Source organism: Pseudomonas sp. MWU12-2029, from assembly GCF_023242425.1.
GTDB lineage: Bacteria > Pseudomonadota > Gammaproteobacteria > Pseudomonadales > Pseudomonadaceae > Aquipseudomonas > Aquipseudomonas kribbensis.
On record NZ_JALJDY010000010.1, the window covers coordinates 24,086 to 45,485 of the forward strand.

Consider the following 21,400-nt stretch of genomic DNA (forward strand, 5'->3'; position numbering starts at 1 on the left):
TCGATTGCTTCCGTTTATCCCCGAGAAGCCTTTGTCGATGGAGCTGACAATGTCCCGCGCCCGCCCTTTTCTTGCCTGGCTGATGCTCTGTCTGTTGGCATTCAACAGCGCGTGGGCGGCGCCTGCGGCCAAGCCGGCAGACGCCGCTGCCGTTGAGCCGACATGGCCGCAAGTCATCACCAGCGGCAAGTCGAAACTCACCGTGTATCAGCCACAGCTCGATAGCTGGGATGGCTACACCTTGCAGGCCCGCGCCGCCGTCGAGGCGACCGATGCCGACGGCAAGGCGACTTACGGGATCGTCCAGTTCAGCGCTCATACGCTGGTCGACAAGGCGACTCGCTGGGTCATGCTCGACCAGTACAAGATCATCAAGGCCGACTTCCCTGCCGACGCCAACCAAGCCGACACCTGGATTACGACACTACAAAGCGATGCGGCCAAGCGCAAGAAAACCATCTCCCTGGATCAATTGGAGGCTGCCGTCGGCGTACTGGCCGCCGAACAGAAAGCCGACACGGCGCCACTGGAAAACACGCCACCGACCATCATCAGCGCTGATGTGCCGGCCATGCTCGTCTATATCGACGGTGAGGCTGCGTATCGACCGGTCGACGGGACCGGATTGCAACGAGTCATCAACACCCGTCCTCTGCTGCTCAAGGACGCCCAGGGCAAACACTATCTGCACGTGTTCGACGGCTGGATGGTTGCCGATCAATTGACAGGGCCGTACACCCTGCTGTCCTCGCCCCTGGCGGATCTGGAGAAAGCCAAGAAAGCCGCGATCGAGAGCCGGCAAGTGGACCTGCTCACCGGGCAAAGCGATCCGCAGGACAAAGTGCCGAGTCTGGCCAAACCGCCGCAGCCAAAGATCTTTGTCGCCACCACCCCGACCGAACTGATCGTCACCGACGGAGCGCCACAGTGGCTGCCGATCCAGGGCACGCAATTGCTGTATGTCAGCAATACCACCGGGCACATCTTCAAGGAAATCGGCGACCAGAACAGTTATGTGCTGATCTCCGGCCGCTGGTTCCGTGCCGCTGATATGAACGGCCCGTGGACATTTACCCCGGCGGACAAGCTGCCGGCAGACTTCGCCAACATCCCCGACGACAGCCCGAAAGAAAACGTCAAAGCCTCAGTTGCCGGGACGCCGCAGGCCAAGGAAGCGGCCATTGCCGCCACGATCCCGCAGACGTCGGCGATCAAGAAAAGCGCGGTCAACATGACTGCCCCGCAATTCGATGGGGAGCCTCAGCTCAAAGCCATCAGCGGCACCCCGCTTCAGTATGTGATCAACAGCGCGACGCCGATCATCCGGGTCGATGAAAACAGTTGGTATGCAGTGGAGAACGGGATCTGGTTCGTCGCCACCGCAGTGACCGGGCCATGGACTGTCGCCAGCTCGGTACCGGCCGTGATTTATTCGATTCCGCCGAACTCGCCGATGCATTACCTCACTTACGTCAAAGTCTATGAATCCAGTGGTGACACGGTTGTTGTCGGCTATACCCCGGGTTATCAGGGATCGACGCTGGATCCTGCGACCGGTGTCGTGGTCTACGGCACGGGCTATCCGTACACACCCTGGGTGGGCACTGTCTGGTACGGGCCGCCGGTGACTTACGGTTTTGGCGTCGCCATTCGCTATACGCCATGGACAGGCTGGACCTTCGGTTTCGGCTTCGGCTGGAGCTGGGGCGGCAACACAGCCGCCATGGGTTGGGGCTGGGGCGCCTATCCATGGTGGGGCAATTACGGCTGGGGTTACGCGTGGGGGCCACACCTGTATCCGGCGCCGTTGGCCTGGGGAGGCGCAGCCTACGGATATCACGGCGGCGCCGTGGCCTGGGGCCCGGGCGGCTGGGCCGGCACTACCGGTAACATCTATCGGCAATGGGGCGACCGGGCGACGGTCAGCCGCTATGGCGCAGGCTACAACGCCTGGACCGGCAATCGCTGGGCCGGTCAGGTCGGCTCCTCTTATAACTCACGCACCGGGATTGCGACTGCGGGCCAGCGCGGTGCGGTACACAATGTCTACACCGGCAACTATGCAGCGGGTCGCAGTGGTGAAGTGGTCGGGCCCAACGGCGGTGCAATTGCCGGAGGCCGGGTAACGGCCGGCAATGTTCGCAATGGCACTCAGGTTACCGCCAATCGAGGCGCCGTTTACAACCCGAACACCGGAAACACCACGCAGTACGGCGGGATTCACGGACGCAACAGCGGCGCCGCGCGGGTTGGCGACAACGTTTACGCCGGGCATGACGGTAACGTCTACAAGAAAACCGATGATGGCTGGCAGTCGATGGTCAAGGGCGGTGCGACACGAACGCCGATCAACAACAATGCTCAGTTGCAGAACCTCAACCGCGATTCGGCGGCGCGCAACGTTGGCAATCAACGGTTGAACAACTTCCACAACTCCTCGCAGTTCATGAACCATTCATTCGGTGGAGGTGGTGGTGGCGGATTTCATCGACGCTGAACCGAATCCCGCGAGATCACAAATCTCGGCTGGCCCTGAACCCGGTTTTGCTGGTAAAAAAACCGGCTTCAGCTTCTCTGCCCTGCTTTGTCCTTCGGAGTCTTTTCCATGAACCAATGGCCAGATACGCGCATTCTTGACCTGCTCGGCGTCGAACTGCCGATTATCCAGGGCCCTATGGCCGGTGCCACCAACTCGTCGATGGTCATCGCCGTGTGCAACGCCGGCGGTTTGGGTTCGATGCCGGTGGCGATGCTGAGCATCGAGCAATTGCGCGAAGAACTGAAAGCCATCCGCCAAGGCACTGACAAACCGTTCAACGTCAACTTCTTCTGTCACCAGCCACCGGCCGCCGATGAGCAGCGGGCACGGGACTGGAAGAATCTGCTGGAACCCTACTACCGCGAACTGGGAGCCGATTTCGACGCTCCGACGCCGGTATCCAACCGTGCACCGTTTGATGCGGCCGCTTGCGAAGTGCTTGAAGAGTTCCGCCCGAAAGTGGTGAGTTTCCATTTCGGCCTGCCGGAAAAATCCCTGCTGGACCGGGTCAAGGCCACCGGCGCGAAAATCCTGTCTTCGGCCACCAACGTCGATGAAGCTATCTGGCTGGAACAGAACGGATGCGACGCAATCATCGCCATGGGCTATGAGGCCGGCGGGCACCGGGGCATGTTCCTCAGCGATGACCTTAGCAGCCAGGTCGGGACCTTTGCCCTCGTGCCGCAAATCGTCGACGCGGTCAAAGTGCCGGTGATTGCTGCCGGTGCGATCGCCGATGCGCGAGGCGTCGCAGCGGCCTTCATGCTCGGTGCGTCGGCCGTGCAGGTCGGCACGGCTTATCTGTTTACTCCAGAAGCCAAAGTCAGCGCCTCTCATCACAAGGCGCTGCGCACGGCAAAAGACAGTGAAACAGCGATCACCAATCTGTTCACCGGGCGCCCGGCTCGGGGAATCCTGAATCGAGTGATGCGCGAAGTGGGTCCGATGTCGGACAAGGCACCGGCGTTTCCACTGGCCGGCGGTGCTCTGATGCCCTTGCGCGCCAAGGACGAGGCCGACTTCAGCAACCTGTGGGCGGGCCAGGCGTTTACGCTGGGCAAGGAGTTGAGCAGTGCTGAACTGACCCGGCAACTGGCGGAAGGAGCGCTCGCGAAACTCGCTCGGTAAAGGCACGGCAGACCGAGGGATTCCATGCCCTCACCTGCCCGCCTGAAACCAGCACTTTCCGTTTGGAAGCATTTCGCTATATATTCAGCTATATAGCGATTCACCCCCTCGCATCGGCGCAGTCTACCCCTCTAACAACAACTGCCCACTGCACCTGCCAACAACGGAGCTGTTACATGACCATTCGTGCCTCACGTTTTGCCCCTACCTGCCTGGCCTCCCTGCTTGCGGTGTTCGCCGTCGGCGCTGTTCAGGCGGATGAAGTGCAAGTTGCCGTCGCGGCCAACTTCACCGCACCGATCCAGGCAATCGCCGCCGACTTCGAAAAAGACACCGGGCACAAACTGGTCGCAGCCTATGGCGCCACCGGGCAGTTCTACACCCAGATCAAGAACGGCGCGCCGTTCGAGGTATTCCTCTCCGCTGACGACACCACGCCTGAAAAACTGGAAAAGGAAGGCGACACCGTCAAAGGTTCGCGCTTCACCTACGCCATCGGCACCCTGGCGCTGTGGTCGGCCAAAGAAGGTTACGTCGATGCCAAAGGCGAAGTCCTGAAGAAAAACGAATATCAACACCTGTCCATCGCCAACCCGAAAGCTGCGCCTTATGGTCTGGCGGCCACCCAGGTGCTGGAAAAACTGAAACTGACTGAAGCGACCAAAGCCAAGATCGTCGAAGGCCAGAACATCACTCAGGCCTACCAGTTCGTATCCACCGGCAACGCCGAGCTGGGCTTCGTTGCCCTCTCGCAGATCTACAAGGACGGCAAGGTCAGCAGCGGTTCGGCCTGGATCGTTCCGGCGAGCATGCACGACCCGATCAAACAGGACGCCGTCATCCTGAACAAAGGCAAAGACAACGCCGCTGCCAAGGCGCTGGTTGACTACCTCAAAGGCCCGAAAGCCGCTGCGGTGATCAAGTCCTACGGTTATCAGCTGTAAATGTCGCTGACGAGTGCCGATTTCGCGGCGATCTGGCTGACCCTGAAACTGGCGTCCCTGACCACCGCGATCCTGCTGGTCATCGGCACTCCGATTGCCCTGTGGCTGTCGCGCAGCCGTTCCTGGCTGCGCGGCCCCATCGGGGCGATCGTCGCCCTGCCCCTGGTGTTGCCACCGACTGTCATCGGTTTCTATCTGTTGCTGGCAATGGGGCCGAATGGCTTTCTTGGCCACTTCACTCAATGGCTGGGGCTTGGCACGCTCACCTTCAGTTTCACCGGACTGGTCATCGGTTCGGTGCTCTACTCCATGCCTTTTGTGGTGCAGCCGTTGCAAAACGCCTTCTCCGCCATCGGCACTCGCCCACTGGAAGTGGCCGCGACTTTGCGCGCCAATCCCTGGGACACTTTTTTCAGCGTCATCCTGCCGCTCGCCCGCCCCGGCTTCGTTACCGCAGCGATCCTCGGTTTCGCCCATACGGTTGGCGAATTCGGCGTGGTGTTGATGATCGGCGGCAATATTCCCGACAAGACCCGAGTGGTCTCGGTGCAAATCTACGACCATGTCGAAGCCATGGAATATTCACAGGCCCATTGGCTCGCCGGGGCAATGCTGGTGTTTTCGTTCCTGGTGTTGCTGGCGCTCTATTCCAGCCGCAAGTCGCGCGCAGGCTGGAGTTGATCGATGATTGAAGCACGCTTGAAACTCGCTTACTCAGGCTTCGGCCTGGATGTCGACCTGCACCTGCCCGGTCGTGGCGTGACTGCATTGTTCGGGCAATCAGGCTCCGGCAAGACCACCTGCCTGCGCTGCATCGCCGGACTTGAACGGGCCTCGGACGCCTTTGTGCAAATCAACGACGAAGTCTGGCAGGACAGCGAGAAAGGCATTTTCGTCCCGCCGCACAAACGTGCGCTCGGCTATGTCTTTCAGGAAGCGAGCCTGTTTCCACACCTCTCGGTGCTGGCCAACCTGCAATTCGGACTCAAGCGGATTGCCAGGAACCAGCGCCGGGTCGACATGGCGCAAGCCACCGAACTATTGGGAATCGGCCATTTGCTGGAGCGTCATCCGCAGCATCTGTCCGGCGGTGAACGTCAGCGCGTCGGCATCGCCCGGGCTCTATTGACCAGTCCGAAACTGCTGTTGATGGACGAACCGCTGGCCGCCCTCGACAGTCAGCGCAAAAGCGAAATCCTGCCTTACCTGCAAAGGCTGCACGACGAGCTCGATATCCCGGTTCTGTATGTCAGTCACGCACAGGATGAAGTCGCGCGACTGGCCGATCATCTGGTGCTGCTCGACAACGGTAAAGCGCTGGCCAGCGGCCCCATCGGCGAAACCCTGGCGCGTCTCGATCTGCCTCTGGCAATGGGCGATGACGCTGGCGTCGTGATCGAGGGGCAAGTCGTTTCCTACGATCACGACTACCAATTGCTTTGCCTGCAATTGCCCGACACGTTGTTGAGCATCCGTGTGACTCACTCCCCCATGGAGATCGGCCAGGCGTTGCGCTGCAAAGTGCAGGCTCGCGATATCAGCCTGACCCTGCATAACACCGAGCACAGCAGCATCCTCAATCGGTTGCCGGTCACGGTGGTCAGCGAAATGCCCGCCGACAATGCCGCTCATGTGCTGATTCGCCTCGATGCGGGCGGCACTCCGCTGCTGGCCCGTATTACCCGCTACTCACGGGATCAGCTTGGTGTACATGCCGGCCAACAATTATGGGCGCAGATCAAGGCTGTCGCGGTTCTGGCATAAATCGGTCGGCACGACTGCCGGGGTCTGCGGTCAATCGCTGTAACAGCCCGATTGCCGCCCAGGAACCCCGCCATGCCCGATACCGCGCTGACCGATGTGTCGCCTTCGGATCTGCATTACGTCGATGACACCCAGCCGGGACTCACCCGCAAGAAGCTGCGCGGCAAGTTCTGCTACTTCGACGCAACCGGCCAGCGCATCCGCGATCCTGACGAAATCAAACGCATCAATGCGCTGGCTGTGCCGCCGGCCTACACCGATGTGTGGATCTGCGCGGACCCTCGCGGCCATCTGCAAGCCACCGGCCGCGATGCTCGCGGGCGCAAACAATACCGCTATCACCCACGCTGGCGCGAAGTCCGCGATGCCGACAAATACTCGCGACTGCGCGAGTTCGGCATGGCGCTGCCGAAGCTGCGCAAACAGCTGGAAGTGCTGCTGGACGCGCCGGGGTTCAGCCGCGACAAAGTCATGGCTACGGTGATCACGCTGCTCGATGCCACGCTGATTCGCGTCGGCAATACGCAATACGCGCGGGACAATCGATCGTACGGCCTGACCACCTTGCGCAGCCGGCATGTCGAGATCAATGGCAGCGCGATCCTGTTCCAGTTTCGCGGCAAGAGCGGTATCGAGCATCAGATCACCGTGAAAGACCGGCGCCTGGCGCGGATCATCAAGCGCTGCCTGGAAATCCCGGGGCAGAACCTGTTTCAGTATCTCGATGAAAACGGTGAGCGGCACACCATCAGCTCTTCCGACGTCAACACTTACCTGCAAACCCTGACCGGCGCGGATTTCACCGCCAAGGACTACCGGACCTGGGCCGGCAGCGCCCTCGCTTTGGCAGTGCTGCGGGAGTTGCAATGGGAGTCGGAAGCCGAAGCCAAGCGGCATGTGGTGGAGATGGTCAAAGATGTGGCGCGACAACTGGGCAACACCCCGGCGGTATGCCGCAAATGCTATATCCATCCGGCCGTGGTGGAGCATTTCATGCTGGGCGCACTGGCGGAGCTGCCAAAGCCGAGGATCCGCAAAGGCCTGCGCAAGGAAGAAGTCGCCCTGGCGCTATTTCTTGAACGCATGTCTGACATGGCTTGATGCAGTCGAACGTCTCGACTAGGCTATTGAGCTTCCCCTCCCAAGGACGACCGCAGAAAGTGAACAACTAAGCCTTCAAAAATGTAATCGCGACACGCCTCTCAGGGCGCTTGTCTGTTTTCACGACATTTTTTGGAGGTGCCGATGACTCACGTCTCGCGTACGCCTGCCCTCGTCTCCCTGAATCAACTGGGTTTCCAGTTCGCCAATGGCGAGACGATTTTCGATGCACTTAATTTGAAGTTCGATCACACGCCGACCGCCATCGTCGGACGCAACGGTGTCGGCAAAAGCGTACTGGCGCGCTTGATCGCCGGACAATGGCTACCCACCACTGGCAGCGTGACGCGCACAGTGGCCACAACCTACGTAGCGCAAACCTTGGTCGCTGCACCTGGCGAGACGGTCGCCGAGACCATCGGCAGCGCCGCCATTCTTCAGGCCCTGGAACGAATGAACCGGGGCTGCGGGTCCGTCGAGGATTTCGACCTCATTGGCGAACAATGGGATCTCGCGGAGCGTTTGCGGCGCTTGCTCGATGACGCCGGGCTGGCCGAGGTCGCATTCACAGACTTGACCGAACAACTCAGTGGCGGCCAGCAAGCACGAGTCGCACTGATCGGAGCGTTTTTGAGTCAGGCTTCGTTGCTGGTCCTTGATGAACCGACTAACCATCTGGATTCATCGGGACGGCAATGGCTGATGAACTCACTGGCGCGCTGGCACGGCGGGCTGATCGTCGTCAGCCATGACCGGCAACTGCTCGATGGCATGCAACGGATTGTCGAATTGAATGGCGTGGAGGCAAATGACTTTCGCGGCAATTATTCGGCGTTCCGTGAGCACCAACGGATCCATCAGGCGGCGGCACAAGCACGTCTCGATCAAGCCCGAAGCGAGCGCCAGCGTGAGCACGTGCGGTTACGGCGTGAACAAGACACGATACAACGCCATGCAGCCAATTCCCGACGCAAAGCCGAAACCGCCAACATTGCCAGTTTCGAATACGTGGCAATCAAAGGCGCCGCCCGGGAAATCATGGGGCACGTCAGGCAGGGCCATCAGGCACGCAAGTCCGAGCTCGATGCCCAGGTACGGGAGGCGTACGCCAAGGTACAGCCCGCAGAAGATGTACTGGTCAACCTGCCTGGAAGCACCGTGCCGAACAATCGTCAGGTCTGCACACTGATTGAAGCCGGATTGCCATGGCTGCCCCGCGCAGCAGCAACAAGCCGCCTGAGCCTGGCGATCCGTGGCCCGATGCGAATCGCTGTCAGCGGTCCCAACGGGTGCGGCAAATCGACCTTGCTGAGGGTACTGGCCGGGCAATGGGCGCCTGTCGACGGGGTCGCCACGACTCACGTTCCATTCGCGTTTCTTGATCAGCAACTGGCCCAACTGGACGATCAGCGCTCGATCACCGAACAGTTGATGACGCAGGGTGCGGGCCTGGACGAAGGCGCGCTGCGCAGCAACCTCGCTCACCTGCAACTGGATGCTCGCCGCGCCATGGGATGTGGCGCGTCATTGAGCGGTGGCGAACGCCTGAAAGCTGCACTGGCGCTGGCATTGTGGAGAGCAGACCCCGCGCAATTGCTGTTGCTGGATGAGCCAACCAATCACCTGGACCTGCCCTCGGTGGAAGCTTTCGAACGAGCCTTGCAGACATTTCCGGGAGCGATAGTTGCCGTTTCGCACGACTTGGACTTCCTTAAGGCGCTGCAACCGACTCACTCTCTGAACTGGCACCGTTCCGGTTGGTTACTTCAACCGACGAACTGACCTGACTATTTTTTGCACGATTTGTCAGGGCTTCTATAGTTGATCTGATATGAATCAGCTGCGGTGACGCCATGGAAGACATATTCGTCGTGAAGCGTTGCAACAAGATCATCATTCACGGTCGCCGCGCAGGAGAAAGTCTCCACGAACCCGCCGAGGCCATCAGCTGGTATCGCATCAACGACACGCGTACCGGCGGTTTCATCGGGGATGGTTACGATCTGGAAGAGGACGCCCGGCGAGAATGCCAGCGACTGAATGCCGCCAGCTCACGAGTGACGGACTGTGAGTCTTCGGGCTGATAGCTGTCATTTACGGGTCTATACTCAAACCAGCTGAAGGAGCAGCGCCCCAACGGCAGAGAGCTCGCGCTTCGCGGGCTTTTTGCTGCCTCAGAGCGGTTTCCTGAACGGAGGTGTTCCATGTCCGAAAGAGAGTCCATCACCACTCTCCTCACCTTGCTCGAGGCCCGGGAGGCACGCCTTGCCGCGGCCTGCAAGGAGATCGCCGACTGGGTCGATCATCAAGGCGGGCATCCGACCGCCCTGCGCATCCGCGACCGCTTGAACGACATCGAAAAGGATACGCCGCTGATCCGCAGCACCCTCTCGTCGCTCAAGCCTGTCGATCGGCCGCTGCCACGCTTCAGGTGATCCACTGATTCGCACAATGCCTGCAAAAAAAGAACGTCCTTGGTGGTGAAAGGTCAAACCCTTTACACGTCACCAAGGAGGCGTCTCATGGTCATTCACTTCAAAGTCGACGGGCATCTGGCCTGCGGTCACAAGGGCAACAATCTCAGCGCCAGCCCCGAGCTCAATCGCGTCAAGTGCCGCAGCTGCCGCAACACCGACGCTTATAAAAACGCACGTAAAGACCAGCGCAATGCGGCGCGCCGGGCCGCTCGCCATGCCAAGGCAACGAACCATGCATCCAGTTGGCGTTCCGAGTGGATCGAACGTCTGACGGCGATGGCTGGCCTCCAGCGTCTGCCGAGGGGTTTTACCGGGCAAGCCTTCGTCTAGACCGGTAACACAATGGGCCGTCTGTTCGGCCCATTTCTGCTGATGTGTTTATTACTGTGTAGCTCTGCCGATGCTATGGTGAGTCCTGTCGGTTCCAGTTTCGGTAACTCAGAGTGCAAACATCCCTTGATCCTGAAGACAACTTCGGAGCGCCTCCCTCACCTCGCCGCAATCCGTCGCAAAAACGCAGCCGTGAACGGCAGGAACGGATTCTCGGCGTGGCTACACGGCTGATCGCCAGCAAGGGCAGCGATCAGTTGAAGATGAGCGAAATCGCTTCGCTCTGTGAGATATCCATCGGTTCTCTCTATCAGTATTTTCCCGACAAAAGCTCGATCATCCTCAGCCTCGCGCAACGCTACAACGCCGAAAGCCGCCGCTGCATTCAGGTTGCTCTGGAGAAGGTCCATGATGCGCAATCGCTGGAAGTCGCTTATTCGGAACTGCTGGATCTGTACTACCAGGTCATCACGGCAGAACCGGTCATGCGCGATATCTGGTCAGGCATGCAGGCAGACAAACAGCTGCTGGAACTGGAACTGCAGGAAAGTCGCATTGCGGCGCAAATGTTGACCCGCGCGGTATTGCGCGCCTTCCCTGACGCCAATGAAAAAGAAGTGAGCGATGCGGCTTTTCTGGTCTGGCAACTGGGCGAATCAACGATGCGCCTGGCCATTTCCTGCTCTGAGGCAGAAGGCAAGCGACTGGTCGAAACCTTCAAGCGCATGTCGCTTCGGGAAATACTCCATCCGGCCCTCGCCGACTCTCTTAATTCTCCGATCTAAATCCGTGACGTCCAACAAATGACCTGTCGTCGGCTGAGGGCAGTCGTTTCTTGACGGCATAACGTGAGCATCTATCGTATTTTTTGTGAGAGATACTCACGTTAACAGAGAGATGATCATGACAAACTCAGAAGCCCAACCCTTTCTGATACTCGGCGCTACCGGAAAAACCGGAAGCCGTATCAGCAAACGACTGATCGAAGATGGACATCCGGTTCGACCAGGTTCGCGCAACGCAACCATCCCCTTCGATTGGGACTATCCTTCAACCTGGAGCGCAGCTCTGACGGGCGCGCGCGCAGTCTATATCTCCTATCAGCCCGATCTCGCCATGCCCGGCGCCCTGGAAACCCTGCAGGCGTTCGTTTCGCTCGCCGTCGAGCACCACGTCAAACACTTGGTACTGCTGTCAGGACGCGGTGAAATTGAAGCGCAAGAAGCTGAACGTATTGTGCAGAACAGCGGTATCGACTGGACAATTCTGCGAGCCAGCTGGTTTTTCCAGAATTTCAGTGAAGCGCATTTTCTCGATCCGATCATCGAAGGTCAGCTCGTGCTGCCGGTCGGCAATATCGCTGAACCCTTTGTCGATGCGGAAGATATTGCCGAGGTTGCCGTGCAAGTCCTCACAAAACCGGGTCATAAAGGAAAATTTTATGAGCTCACAGGGCCAAGGGCACTGACCTTTTACGAAGCGCTAGAAGAAATCAGCTCGGCGACCGGACGGGATATTCAGTTCACGCAAGTCTCGGCGCAGGCTTACCTCAAGGAACTTGAGCATAGGCAATTGCCGACACCCTATGTCAACCTGTTGCTTTACCTTTTCACCACCGTGCTAGATGGGCGCAATGCGGCTGTAGCCGATGGAGTGAAACAAGCCTTGGGGCGCCCTGCGAATGACTTCAGCGCTTATGCCAGGCGCACGGCTTCGACCGGAATCTGGAACGCGCGGTAGTAAAAGGCGATTGGACGAACACGTATGTATTTATCGGAAACACAAAAGCAGGTATGCATGAGAAATATCATGCAAGCTTTTAGATTTAACAAACGACTAGCGTATGCAGACCTGCTCAGTCCATCGGTGCATTCGCAATCAAAGTCTTGGGTTACAGATACGTGTTCATTCCCCCAACGCTCCATTTCTCGCCCCGGCACCGAATGCTTGAACCCACTGAAAGGAGCTCGTGGTTTGTGAGTCAGCGTATTGATCAACACACGCCCCGAATCAATCTGACGGGCAATACTCACACAGCGTTCATCGCTGTTTCGGTGTACCAGCGCGCTCAGCCCTAAGGCCGTGTCGTTGGCAATCCGGATCGCGTCAGCCTCATACTCACACGGGATGATTGTCAGTACGAGGCCGAAAATTTCTTAGCGCACGATTCGCATTTGATTGTTGGCATCCGTGAAAATCCTGGGTTTCACGAACCATCCCGTATCCAGGCCTTGTGGACGACCATCGTTCCTTTACAACCAGGAACATTGAGTTAAACCAAGCAATGTGCGCCAGCAAGCGACGAGATTCCCATTGCATTTATCGCGAGGAACTCAGTGTTCCGTGTCAATCACCCATGACCCTTTGCGACGGATGCAACGAATCCTGGCTGGTCGAGTCGGACGGCCAGAACGACCACGCAGCATCGATCAGTAGTCTGAGACCGAGTTGACTCACAACAGGAAATTCTGCCACTTGACCTCCCAAATGATTACACTAGGCCACCAGATTTCAGGGAGCTAGTTCGATGGATTACACGGCCGTAGAAATTTCCTTTCTCATACAAGGATCGTTGATCGCGCACCACCATCCGAAGTGCGCCACCTACTCACTACGGAGAGGACGAGTAGACCACAGACAGACAACAACTACTTAGATAAATAGAGTTCACTCCAAACTCCTCAAAAAATAGATTTATAAATCTTACTCCACGCCAACGCGCCGAGTAATAGGGATTTTTTTGATGTTGCGCTACCGTTCTGACATTGATGGGCTTAGAGCACTTGCGGTGCTCGGGGTAATAATATTTCACTTGAAATTAGGCTTTCTTCCAGGAGGATATACGGGGGTAGATATATTTTTTGTGATCTCCGGATATCTAATTTCCAAAAGCATCTTTGAAGAGATAGGTAGATCAGAGTTCTCAATTGCGAAATTTTACGTCAGACGCGCGCGACGTATTTTGCCCGGCTTTTTATCGGTGGTTGCATTAACTTCAATTGCAGCATACATTTTTTTGTACCCTGCCGAACTAACTCATTATGCTAAAACTGCGATAGCATCTGCATTTTTTGCCGCTAATATTTTCTTCTATAGCAGTCTCGATTACTTCTCCGTTGGCGCCAACGAAATACCACTACTGCATCTATGGTCTCTAGGCGTAGAAGAGCAGTTTTACATTTTTTTCCCTTTAATAGCTTTGGCAGCCATAAGATTTGGAAAGCTTTGGCTAAGCGTAATTATCGCAATCATCATGCTTTTTTCGCTTCTGTACTCCCAAAGTCTTTTATACATAGATCCTACAGCTTCATTTTACCTGCTCCCCTCAAGAGCATTTGAACTCCTGATCGGAAGTTTGATTGCGCTCCCCAACTTGCCTAGTATACGAAACCAAAAGGCGGGCTTAATATCGGCGACAATCGGCATAACCGCGATTGGCTTTAGCTTCTTCTTTTACGATGAAAATACTAAATTTCCTGGGATTGCAGCCTTGCTTCCCTGCCTAGGCACCGCCTTGCTGATAGTAGGCTGCCAGCAAGAAAACATTGTTGGACGCGCTCTATCATTACCGCCGGTGAGATTCATCGGGAAAATATCCTATTCATTGTATCTTGTTCACTGGCCACTTATAGTTTTTGCTGATCGCCTTTTCCCAACAGCCGACCAAAACTTACGTGCCGCGTGCGTTTTTGCATTATGCCTTATTTTGGCGACACTGAATTACATGATTATCGAGCAGCCTTTTCGCAAAGCGAAACAAGACTGGCGCCCGTTTAGAGTACTGAGTCTTTCAGCAACATCACTGTTTTTTGTTGCTGCAATCTCAGGTTACGTAACAGTAAAAAATGGCTTTCCTCAGCCGACTACAGCGCGAACTGTAAATGCCATCGCCATGCTTCAATATAGCTATGCGAAAGACTTTCTTGATGGCACGTGCTTCCTCCGGCCGGAACAAACTTCAACAGATGCGCTTCGCAGTGGATGTATTCCTGCAGCTGGCCAAAAAAGCATCATGCTCTGGGGAGATAGCCACGCTATTCATTTATACCCTGGATTGAAACCTTTGATAGAAGAACGAGGGTATTTCCTGGGAGCGCTAACTACTTCAGGCTGCCCACCGATATTAGAAACCGATGCGGCGTTACGGCCAAACTGCCGGGCATCTAACACTCATGATTTTGAGATTATAAAACAAATTCACCCGTCTCTCGTTATCATGAGCGCTATCTGGCCGTCGAGCCCCGAGACCATAGGAAAGCTCAAGGACACCATCGACAAGCTGTCTAGTCTAGGCATCAAAACAGTGGTCCTCGGCACATCTCCAATATACAAACAAAGTGTCCCACTGCTGGTTATTAAGAAAGTCGAAGCGGGAGAAACCAGCATGATGTCTTCCGACGAGCTGGAACTTCCGGCGATCATAACCAGCAGAAATGCAGCTGCCGCTGTCGTCGCAACTACAAATGCCAAATTTGTAGATGTATTTAAAACGATTTGCCCAAAAGACACATGCGCCATGGCCAGCGCTGACGAAACACCTTATTACTACGATATACACCACTTTACTCCAGTAGGATCTAGACATTTTGCGAAGGAACTGCTGCCTCAGATAATCAACTAAGATGTTCTGTTTGATTTGAACCGCCCCGGAGCAGTCGCTGTGGCGGATCAAATCAGTACAACTGTTTCAGCCGCTGCTGGCATATGATCCCCCACCCTCGCCGTCTCTTGCCTTGCCAGCAGCGATCCGACATTGCGCCAGATCGCGAACCGGGACCAATATCAGGTTGACTGGGTTCAGATAGCGGATAAATCTAATGGCTAATGTTGTAGAATTTCACGACCGCATAAAAACGACACAAAAACATCGCTAAGGGCAAAGGACACAATATGGAATCACTGGCTTTGGGATCAATTAAAAAAACGTGGCTGGAGTACTTCGCAAAAATCGCGAATAACGATCAGAAAATAATCGCCTTTATTGCGGCAACATTTATATTTTATATCGCGCAAAAATCTATCGATGCAAAAATATTCTTGGGCGATGCGAAAGACTACTGGTATTTGAGCTCCTACATTTGGGACTTCTCCTTCCCCCAAAATCTTCGAGGATATTTTTTCCCGCTTTTGCTTTCACCCGCAAAATACCTATCTGAAGCCATGCCGCAATTTGGATACTTTCCATTAAGAGTCCTACAATCCGTTGCGTACAGCTACATCCTCGGTATCGTTTTTCCCGATCTGTTTGTAAAAATCTTTGGGGGGACGAGCACACTTCCGAGAAGACTTATTGTTCCATCACTTGTTGCAATATTTTTTCCTGGGCTTGTCTCGTACCCCCTGAGCGACTTGCCTGCGCTTTCGCTGACTTTCCTTAGCATTTACCTTTTGATCTGCGCCAAAGAAAAAACATCCATCACTGGTATGCTATCGTTTGTTTTCATTGCGGGAATACTTGCTTACGGAGCTTGTAACACCAGATTGATTTACATATTCACGCTAATCGCATTAACAATTGCTGTTCCAGCTGTGATTTTTAAAAACAAATCAATAAAAACCCGACTTCTCGCAACCGTTGTTTTCATTATTGGGTCTGCAGTTTGCTCCACTCCCCAGACACTGATAAACATCAAACATTTCGACACCCCTTCGCCTTTTGTAATATCAAACATTGGCGACGCCTCTCTGTTTGCCACCCAATTAAAATGGGGAATTACAATACAGCGCTATGAGACTCTTCTAGACGAAGAAAATGCAAAAGTGTCGGGTATCTATTATTTCGACCCAGAAGGTGAACTTTTTTTTAGCAATAACGGAATGAAAGATATAAAAGCAACAGTGCCTTGGTACCTTAAAATGGCACTATCAGAACCAATCGAGTTTTCCAAACTATACGTACGACACTTTATCAATGGCATCGATGTGCGCGACCATGAGGTATACACAACGTCCCCTTCGCATGAAAAAGTATTTCGTTCAGCGATAAGCCTGTCGGTATTTTTTTTCGGATTATTTATTCTTGCTCGTGGCCTCATAGAGAAGCCAATTGAACATTCAAAATCCGACACAACAATTTCAACCAAAGTTTTCTGGGTATTATTGTTTATACTTCCGGTGGTAGCAATTATTCCTGGCGCAATAGAGACGAGGTTCTTCATTCCACTACAGATTCTCTGCTACGGCGCAATCGCATTCAAACTCTGCGCACCTGAAATTAAAAATCTGCCATCCCTGAAAAACTTAACGATCGCACTTGCATATGTAGCGATTCTTACGTGCTCAATAGCCATGACAAATACTTCTATATTGTCAAGATATAGCATTATTTTCGAAGACCACAAGGCGCCTCAAAAGTAATTGCGTTCAAATGAATAACGGCCGCCCTTAACGAGAGTCGAGGGCCAGATTCATGGACAACGCTAGATGGCATTGCCGACCAGCGGTGGAGGACTCACGTGACAACCTCTACCGCTGTCAGCGCTTTAGAATACTTCTGCCAACCCTTCGCCAACACAACCCCTCAACGGCCGCATCGCCCACTCGAAGCGCCAGCAAGAACGCCCCATTGAGCAGATAGGGCTGCTGCGGAAGCGGCCCAAATGCCCTCCAACGGGTAAAGAATTGCGCGTTACTTTACTGACAATAATCCGTGCCTTTCTGCACCAAATCAGCACCTTGAACCGCGCCCCGGCCCCGACCTCGCACAGAATCACAGACACCCTAATGATGGAAAAGCAGGACATCCGGTATCTGATGAGTAATAGAGTGGCGGCGACCAAGTGAGTGTGGCCAAATTCAAAACGTCGGCCTAGAAGCAAGCAAGGGTTTGCATCAGCTTTCGCCCGCAAACCCTTGATTTTAGATGGTGCCCGAAGCCGGAATCGAACCGGCACGTCCTTACGAACGGGGGATTTTAAGTCCCATGCGTCTACCAGTTTCGCCATTCGGGCGGTAGCGCGGTGCAGCGTTATCCTGATACAGATTCCCAATCCTGACAGATTGAAGCCTACGCAACAGGAGGGGGAAATATATACATCAGTCCCCGCTGAAGCAAGTTTGCAAAGGTAATTTTCAAGATTAAATCTTGCTAAAATTTGCAAAAAAAAGCTCCGTAAATCATGGATCTACGGAGCTTGTTTATAGTGGAGGCCGAGGTCGGAATCGAACCGGCGTAGGCGGATTTGCAATCCGCTGCATAACCATTTTGCTACTCGGCCTCAAAGCATTTGTTGTCAGTAGCGCAACAACAAACACTGTACAAACTTGGAGCGGGAAACGAGACTCGAACTCGCGACCCCGACCTTGGCAAGGTCGTGCTCTACCAACTGAGCTATTCCCGCTTGGTGTGGCGCATTCTATAGAAATCAGAAGCGCCGTCAACCCTTTGATTCAAAAAAGTTTTATTTCTTTTCAACATCGGTCTTCAGATGCGGCCAGGCAGCCCGAAGGTATTGAACCATCGACCACAACGTCAGGCCTGCCGATACCATCAGCAACGCATAACCGATGAAAACCCAGAAGCTGAAAACCTTGGGGTTGGCCAAGAGAATCACCAACGCAAGCATTTGTGCTGCGGTTTTCCATTTGCCCAGGTTCGACACCGCCACATGGGCCCGTGCACCGAGCTCGGCCATCCACTCACGCAGCGCCGATACGACGATCTCGCGACCGATGATGACGGCTGCCGGCAGTGTGAGCCACAAGTTGCCGTGTTCTTGCACCAGCAACACCAGCGCAACGGCAACCATCAATTTGTCAGCGACGGGATCCAGAAACGCGCCAAACGGAGTGCTTTGCTCCAGGCGTCGTGCCAGATAACCATCCAGCCAGTCCGTTGCTGCCGCGAAGGCAAAGACCGAACTTGAGGCCAGATAACTCCACTGGTAAGGCAGATAGAACAGCAAAATGAAGATCGGGATGAGCAGGACACGGAGAACGGTAATCAGATTAGGGATATTCATCGGCACAACTGGCTACGAGGTGAATGGGCATTCTACTCACTATGCAGGTTTGCATAAATCGACTCTGCTAGCTTTTTGCTGATCCCCGGTGCTTTGGCGATCTCTTCGATGCTTGCACGAGACAGCTCCTGCAATCCACCAAAATGTTTCAACAAGTCCCTGCGACGGGTCGGACCTACGCCCGCCACGCCTTCCAGCGTTGACGTACGACGGGTTTTGCCACGACGCGCACGGTGGCCGGTGATTGCAAAGCGGTGAGCTTCGTCACGGATCTGCTGAATCAGGTGCAACGCCGGGGAGTCACCACGCAATGTGAACTCATGCGCAGCATCATTCAGATACAAAGTCTCGAACCCCGCCTTGCGCGTCGCGCCTTTCGCGACACCGAGCAGGATCAGATCCGGCACGGCCAGTTCGTTGAGCACATCACGCGCCATCGACAGCTGCCCTTTGCCACCGTCCACCAGCAGAATGTCCGGTAACTTGCCCTCCCCGTCCTTCAGTTTGCTGAAGCGCCGGGTCAGAGCCTGATGCATGGCCGCATAATCATCACCGGCCGTTACGCCTTCGATGTTGTATCGACGGTAATCCGACTTGATCGCCCCTTCCGGCCCGAAAACCACACAGGACGCAACGGTTGCCTCGCCGCTAGAATGACTGATGTCGTAGCACTCCAGCCGTTGCGGCGGCTCATCAAGATTCAGCACCTCGGCCAGGGCCTCGAAACGTGCGGCAACGTGCTGACGGTTCGCCAGCCTCGCGCCCAGCGCCTGTTCGGCGTTGGTCACGGCCAATTGCTGCCAGCGCGCTCTCGTTCCGCGAACCCGATGACTGATCGTCAGTTCGCGCCCGCGAAGTTCCTGGATCGCCTCGACCAGCGTGGGAAAATCTTCGTGAACAACGTTGACGATCAGTTCGCTTGGCAAATCCCGCTCAGGGCTGCTGATGAAATACTGGCCAAGAAACGCCGCCATGACTTCCGCAACGTCTTCCTCGATGCCAACCTGCGGAAAGAAGTTCTTGCTCCCTAGAACCCGACCACCCCGCACGCTGATCAAATGCACGCAGGCACCGCCAGGGTTGACGAAAGCAGCGATCACATCGATGTCGCCAGTCCCGCCTTCCATGCTCTGCTGATCCTGGACGCGACGCAGCAATGCAATCTGGTCGCGCAGCTCTGCAGCGCGCTCGAACTCGAGATTGATTGCAGCCTCTTCCATCGCGGTCGACAGTTCATTGGTCAACGCATGGCTGCGGCCCTCGAGGAACATCACCGAGTGCCGCACGTCTTCCGCGTAGACCTCTGGCTCGACCAGCCCGACACAGGGAGCCTTGCAGCGCTTGATCTGGTACTGCAGGCACGGACGTGTGCGGTTCTTGTAATAACTGTCTTCACACTGACGGACGAAAAACGTCTTTTGCAGAAGGCTCAGGCTCTCACGAATGGCCCCGGCACTCGGATAAGGCCCGAAGTATTTGCCCTTGGCCTTCTTGGCGCCGCGATGGATGCTGAGACGAGGGAATTGCCCGTCAGACAGAAACACATACGGATAGGACTTATCATCACGCAACAGAATGTTGTACGGCGGCCGCCACTCCTTGATCAGCGTTTGCTCAAGCAGCAGGGCTTCGGTTTCGTTGGCGGTGATGGTCGTTTCGACCTGGGCGATTCGCCCGACGAGAGCAGCGGTTTTCGGCGCCAGCCCGGTCTTGCGAAAGTAACTGGCCAGGCGCTTCTTCAGATTCTTGGCCTTGCCGACGTACAACAGACGCGCATCGCTGTCGAACATGCGATAAACGCCAGGGCGCCCGCTGACAGTCGACAGGAAGGCGCCGGAATCGAATGTTTCAGTCATGGTCAGAGGCTGGCATCAACCATGCCGTGACGAACTGCCAGAAGCGTCAGCTCGACATCGCTGCTGATCGAAAGCTTCTCGAAAATGCGGTAACGGTAGGTGTTTACGGTTTTTGGCGACAGGCACAATTTGTCGGAAATGATCTGCACCTTCTGACAGCCGACAATCATCAGCGCTATCTGAATTTCCCGCTCAGACAAGGCGTCGAACGGAGAGTCATTGGTCGGCTGAAAGGATTTGATTGCCAATTGCTGGGCAATTTGCGGGCTGATGTAACGTTGACCGGCAAAGACCAGGCGGATGGCCTGTACCATTTCCGGCAAGCCGGCACCTTTGGTCAGGTAGCCCGCAGCGCCCGCCTGCAACAATCGTGTAGGAAACGGATCCTCTTCGCACACGGTGACCTCGACCACCTTGATGTCCGGATGGCTGCGCAACAGTTTGCGCGTGGCCTCCAGGCCGCCGATGCCAGGCATCTTGACGTCCATCAGCACCACGTCGGGCTTCAATTCACGGGCCTTGATAAGGGATTCTTCCCCGGACTCGGCCTGGCCAACCACTTGCAGGCCATCGATATCGGCCAACATTCGTGTAATGCCTGTACGAACGAGATCATGGTCATCGACCACTAGCACCCTAATCAAGCAGACACCTCGCGATATGGTCTTATTGGGATGCCGGACACCTTAGCAAAAACTGCCAGACAGACCTAGCGGCAAGCAACATATAAAAAGTTTCAATTCATCATTCAGGGCTTGCCGGCCGTGCGTTTCAGAGCACAGGTGTACTGAAATCGAGCTGCATCCTCAGGAAACATTCGTCCTCGCCCTGCACAGCCATTCCTTTTCTGCGATACAGGTTTTGCGCCGGATTATTCTTGAACACCGTCAGACGCAATGCCGGTCGACGTTCCTGGCGTGCAATTGCAACAACCTGATCGATTGCCCAGGATCCTGCACCTTGTCCCTGAAATCCCTCGCAGACCTGCAATTCGCGAATGTACAGCGCGCGAGCATCACGACTGAGGCTGAAATAGCCGACGGGCCTGCCATTGCATTCAATCAACCAGTTCTCGCGCCCGGCCCAGGCAAGATCGAATGCTTCGTCCTGCCACAACAGATCGTAGTTGATGTAATACCGAAGCATGTTCCGACAAGTGATTTCTCGCGTAAACGACAGGTCATAGGGCAATGCCGGTCGCAATTGAAAGCTTGTTTGCACATCCACCACCTGCATGACTTGCCCTCCCTGATGCTACTGCGACGCTACTCAACCCTGAGCAGCTGAAAAGCCACAGTGT

Annotated in this window: 19 protein-coding genes and 3 tRNA genes; 14 read left to right on the plus strand and 8 right to left on the minus strand. The window is 55.4% G+C overall.

Going from position 1 to position 21,400, the window contains the following annotated elements:
• Nucleotides 1–49: 49 nt before the first annotated feature.
• The 12 genes from M5B44_RS22965 to M5B44_RS23020 all read left to right on the plus strand — a co-directional run bounded on the left by M5B44_RS22965 (nucleotide 50) and on the right by M5B44_RS23020 (nucleotide 12,023).
• Nucleotides 50–2,497, plus strand: a complete 2,448-nt coding sequence (locus tag M5B44_RS22965; RefSeq protein WP_248740579.1) for an autotransporter — start codon at nucleotides 50–52, stop codon at nucleotides 2,495–2,497.
• A gap of 108 nt (nucleotides 2,498–2,605) precedes the next feature.
• Complete coding sequence (locus M5B44_RS22970; RefSeq protein ID WP_248740580.1) at nucleotides 2,606–3,667, plus strand: NAD(P)H-dependent flavin oxidoreductase; 1,062 nt, start codon at nucleotides 2,606–2,608, stop codon at nucleotides 3,665–3,667.
• A gap of 176 nt (nucleotides 3,668–3,843) precedes the next feature.
• Nucleotides 3,844–4,611: a molybdate ABC transporter substrate-binding protein gene (modA, locus tag M5B44_RS22975; RefSeq protein ID WP_248740581.1), complete on the plus strand. Its 768-nt coding sequence runs from the start codon at nucleotides 3,844–3,846 to the stop codon at nucleotides 4,609–4,611.
• Entirely contained in the window at nucleotides 4,612–5,292 is a 681-nt protein-coding gene (gene modB / locus M5B44_RS22980; RefSeq protein WP_085710042.1) for a molybdate ABC transporter permease subunit, read from the plus strand.
• A 3-nt stretch (nucleotides 5,293–5,295) separates the two neighbouring features.
• Nucleotides 5,296–6,375 carry a molybdenum ABC transporter ATP-binding protein gene (gene modC / locus M5B44_RS22985; RefSeq protein WP_248740582.1) on the plus strand — a complete coding sequence of 360 codons (1,080 nt, stop codon included), beginning with the start codon at nucleotides 5,296–5,298 and terminating at the stop codon, nucleotides 6,373–6,375.
• A 72-nt stretch (nucleotides 6,376–6,447) separates the two neighbouring features.
• Nucleotides 6,448–7,476: a DNA topoisomerase IB gene (locus M5B44_RS22990; protein WP_248740583.1), complete on the plus strand. Its 1,029-nt coding sequence runs from the start codon at nucleotides 6,448–6,450 to the stop codon at nucleotides 7,474–7,476.
• Nucleotides 7,477–7,620: 144 nt separating this feature from the next.
• The gene (locus M5B44_RS22995; RefSeq protein ID WP_248740584.1) at nucleotides 7,621–9,258 is read left to right on the plus strand and encodes an ATP-binding cassette domain-containing protein; all 1,638 of its coding nucleotides are present in this window, start codon (nucleotides 7,621–7,623) and stop codon (nucleotides 9,256–9,258) included.
• A 71-nt stretch (nucleotides 9,259–9,329) separates the two neighbouring features.
• Nucleotides 9,330–9,560, plus strand: coding sequence for a hypothetical protein (locus M5B44_RS23000; protein WP_248740585.1), 231 nt, complete (start codon nucleotides 9,330–9,332; stop codon nucleotides 9,558–9,560).
• 120 nt (nucleotides 9,561–9,680) lie between these two features.
• Nucleotides 9,681–9,911: a hypothetical protein gene (locus tag M5B44_RS23005; protein ID WP_085710047.1), complete on the plus strand. Its 231-nt coding sequence runs from the start codon at nucleotides 9,681–9,683 to the stop codon at nucleotides 9,909–9,911.
• 87 nt (nucleotides 9,912–9,998) lie between these two features.
• The gene (locus M5B44_RS23010; RefSeq protein ID WP_119428263.1) at nucleotides 9,999–10,283 is read left to right on the plus strand and encodes a hypothetical protein; all 285 of its coding nucleotides are present in this window, start codon (nucleotides 9,999–10,001) and stop codon (nucleotides 10,281–10,283) included.
• Between the two features lie 113 nt (nucleotides 10,284–10,396).
• A complete protein-coding gene (locus tag M5B44_RS23015) occupies nucleotides 10,397–11,068 on the plus strand; it encodes a TetR family transcriptional regulator (RefSeq protein ID WP_248740586.1) in 672 nt (223 codons plus the stop codon).
• 118 nt (nucleotides 11,069–11,186) lie between these two features.
• Entirely contained in the window at nucleotides 11,187–12,023 is an 837-nt protein-coding gene (locus tag M5B44_RS23020; RefSeq protein ID WP_248740587.1) for an NAD(P)H-binding protein, read from the plus strand.
• Here M5B44_RS23020 and M5B44_RS23025 read toward each other — a convergent pair.
• Nucleotides 11,978–12,436 (minus strand): aldehyde dehydrogenase family protein, encoded by a 459-nt coding sequence (locus M5B44_RS23025; protein WP_318653958.1) that lies wholly within the window; start codon nucleotides 12,434–12,436, stop codon nucleotides 11,978–11,980. The two genes, M5B44_RS23020 and M5B44_RS23025, sit on opposite strands and share 46 nt — an antisense overlap.
• Nucleotides 12,437–13,026: 590 nt before the next feature.
• Here M5B44_RS23025 and M5B44_RS23030 point away from each other — a divergent pair.
• On the plus strand, nucleotides 13,027–14,904 hold the full coding sequence (locus tag M5B44_RS23030) for an acyltransferase family protein (RefSeq protein ID WP_248740588.1): 1,878 nt from the start codon (nucleotides 13,027–13,029) through the stop codon (nucleotides 14,902–14,904).
• A 269-nt stretch (nucleotides 14,905–15,173) separates the two neighbouring features.
• The gene (locus tag M5B44_RS23035) at nucleotides 15,174–16,640 is read left to right on the plus strand and encodes a hypothetical protein (protein ID WP_248740589.1); all 1,467 of its coding nucleotides are present in this window, start codon (nucleotides 15,174–15,176) and stop codon (nucleotides 16,638–16,640) included.
• 506 nt (nucleotides 16,641–17,146) lie between these two features.
• On the opposite strand, the gene M5B44_RS23040 is transcribed toward M5B44_RS23035, so the two are convergent.
• The 7 genes from M5B44_RS23040 to M5B44_RS23070 form a co-directional block, all read right to left on the minus strand.
• Nucleotides 17,147–17,233 (minus strand) — tRNA-Leu (locus M5B44_RS23040).
• Between the two features lie 193 nt (nucleotides 17,234–17,426).
• Nucleotides 17,427–17,500, minus strand: a tRNA-Cys gene (locus M5B44_RS23045).
• 47 nt (nucleotides 17,501–17,547) lie between these two features.
• Nucleotides 17,548–17,623: transfer RNA gene (locus tag M5B44_RS23050), tRNA-Gly, on the minus strand.
• A 60-nt stretch (nucleotides 17,624–17,683) separates the two neighbouring features.
• Complete coding sequence (pgsA, locus tag M5B44_RS23055) at nucleotides 17,684–18,244, minus strand: CDP-diacylglycerol--glycerol-3-phosphate 3-phosphatidyltransferase (protein ID WP_085603312.1); 561 nt, start codon at nucleotides 18,242–18,244, stop codon at nucleotides 17,684–17,686.
• Between the two features lie 32 nt (nucleotides 18,245–18,276).
• On the minus strand, nucleotides 18,277–20,100 hold the full coding sequence (gene uvrC, locus M5B44_RS23060; RefSeq protein WP_248740590.1) for an excinuclease ABC subunit UvrC: 1,824 nt from the start codon (nucleotides 20,098–20,100) through the stop codon (nucleotides 18,277–18,279).
• 2 nt (nucleotides 20,101–20,102) lie between these two features.
• Nucleotides 20,103–20,744, minus strand: coding sequence for a UvrY/SirA/GacA family response regulator transcription factor (gene uvrY, locus M5B44_RS23065; RefSeq protein WP_248740591.1), 642 nt, complete (start codon nucleotides 20,742–20,744; stop codon nucleotides 20,103–20,105).
• A gap of 127 nt (nucleotides 20,745–20,871) precedes the next feature.
• Entirely contained in the window at nucleotides 20,872–21,336 is a 465-nt protein-coding gene (locus M5B44_RS23070) for a GNAT family N-acetyltransferase (RefSeq protein WP_248740592.1), read from the minus strand.
• Nucleotides 21,337–21,400: the final 64 nt, after the last annotated feature.

Coding starts and splice junctions, on each gene's coding strand:
- M5B44_RS23010 (WP_119428263.1), top strand. CDS start 9,999: ATGGTCATTCACTTCAAAGTCGACGGGCATCTGGCCTGCGGTCACAAG.
- M5B44_RS23000 (WP_248740585.1), top strand. CDS start 9,330: ATGGAAGACATATTCGTCGTGAAGCGTTGCAACAAGATCATCATTCAC.
- pgsA (WP_085603312.1), bottom strand. CDS start 18,244: ATGAATATCCCTAATCTGATTACCGTTCTCCGTGTCCTGCTCATCCCG.
- uvrC (WP_248740590.1), bottom strand. CDS start 20,100: ATGACTGAAACATTCGATTCCGGCGCCTTCCTGTCGACTGTCAGCGGG.
- modC (WP_248740582.1), top strand. CDS start 5,296: ATGATTGAAGCACGCTTGAAACTCGCTTACTCAGGCTTCGGCCTGGAT.
- M5B44_RS23020 (WP_248740587.1), top strand. CDS start 11,187: ATGACAAACTCAGAAGCCCAACCCTTTCTGATACTCGGCGCTACCGGA.
- modB (WP_085710042.1), top strand. CDS start 4,612: ATGTCGCTGACGAGTGCCGATTTCGCGGCGATCTGGCTGACCCTGAAA.
- M5B44_RS23070 (WP_248740592.1), bottom strand. CDS start 21,336: ATGCAGGTGGTGGATGTGCAAACAAGCTTTCAATTGCGACCGGCATTG.
- modA (WP_248740581.1), top strand. CDS start 3,844: ATGACCATTCGTGCCTCACGTTTTGCCCCTACCTGCCTGGCCTCCCTG.
- M5B44_RS23035 (WP_248740589.1), top strand. CDS start 15,174: ATGGAATCACTGGCTTTGGGATCAATTAAAAAAACGTGGCTGGAGTAC.
- M5B44_RS22970 (WP_248740580.1), top strand. CDS start 2,606: ATGAACCAATGGCCAGATACGCGCATTCTTGACCTGCTCGGCGTCGAA.
- M5B44_RS22965 (WP_248740579.1), top strand. CDS start 50: ATGTCCCGCGCCCGCCCTTTTCTTGCCTGGCTGATGCTCTGTCTGTTG.
- M5B44_RS22995 (WP_248740584.1), top strand. CDS start 7,621: ATGACTCACGTCTCGCGTACGCCTGCCCTCGTCTCCCTGAATCAACTG.
- M5B44_RS23005 (WP_085710047.1), top strand. CDS start 9,681: ATGTCCGAAAGAGAGTCCATCACCACTCTCCTCACCTTGCTCGAGGCC.
- M5B44_RS22990 (WP_248740583.1), top strand. CDS start 6,448: ATGCCCGATACCGCGCTGACCGATGTGTCGCCTTCGGATCTGCATTAC.
- M5B44_RS23030 (WP_248740588.1), top strand. CDS start 13,027: ATGTTGCGCTACCGTTCTGACATTGATGGGCTTAGAGCACTTGCGGTG.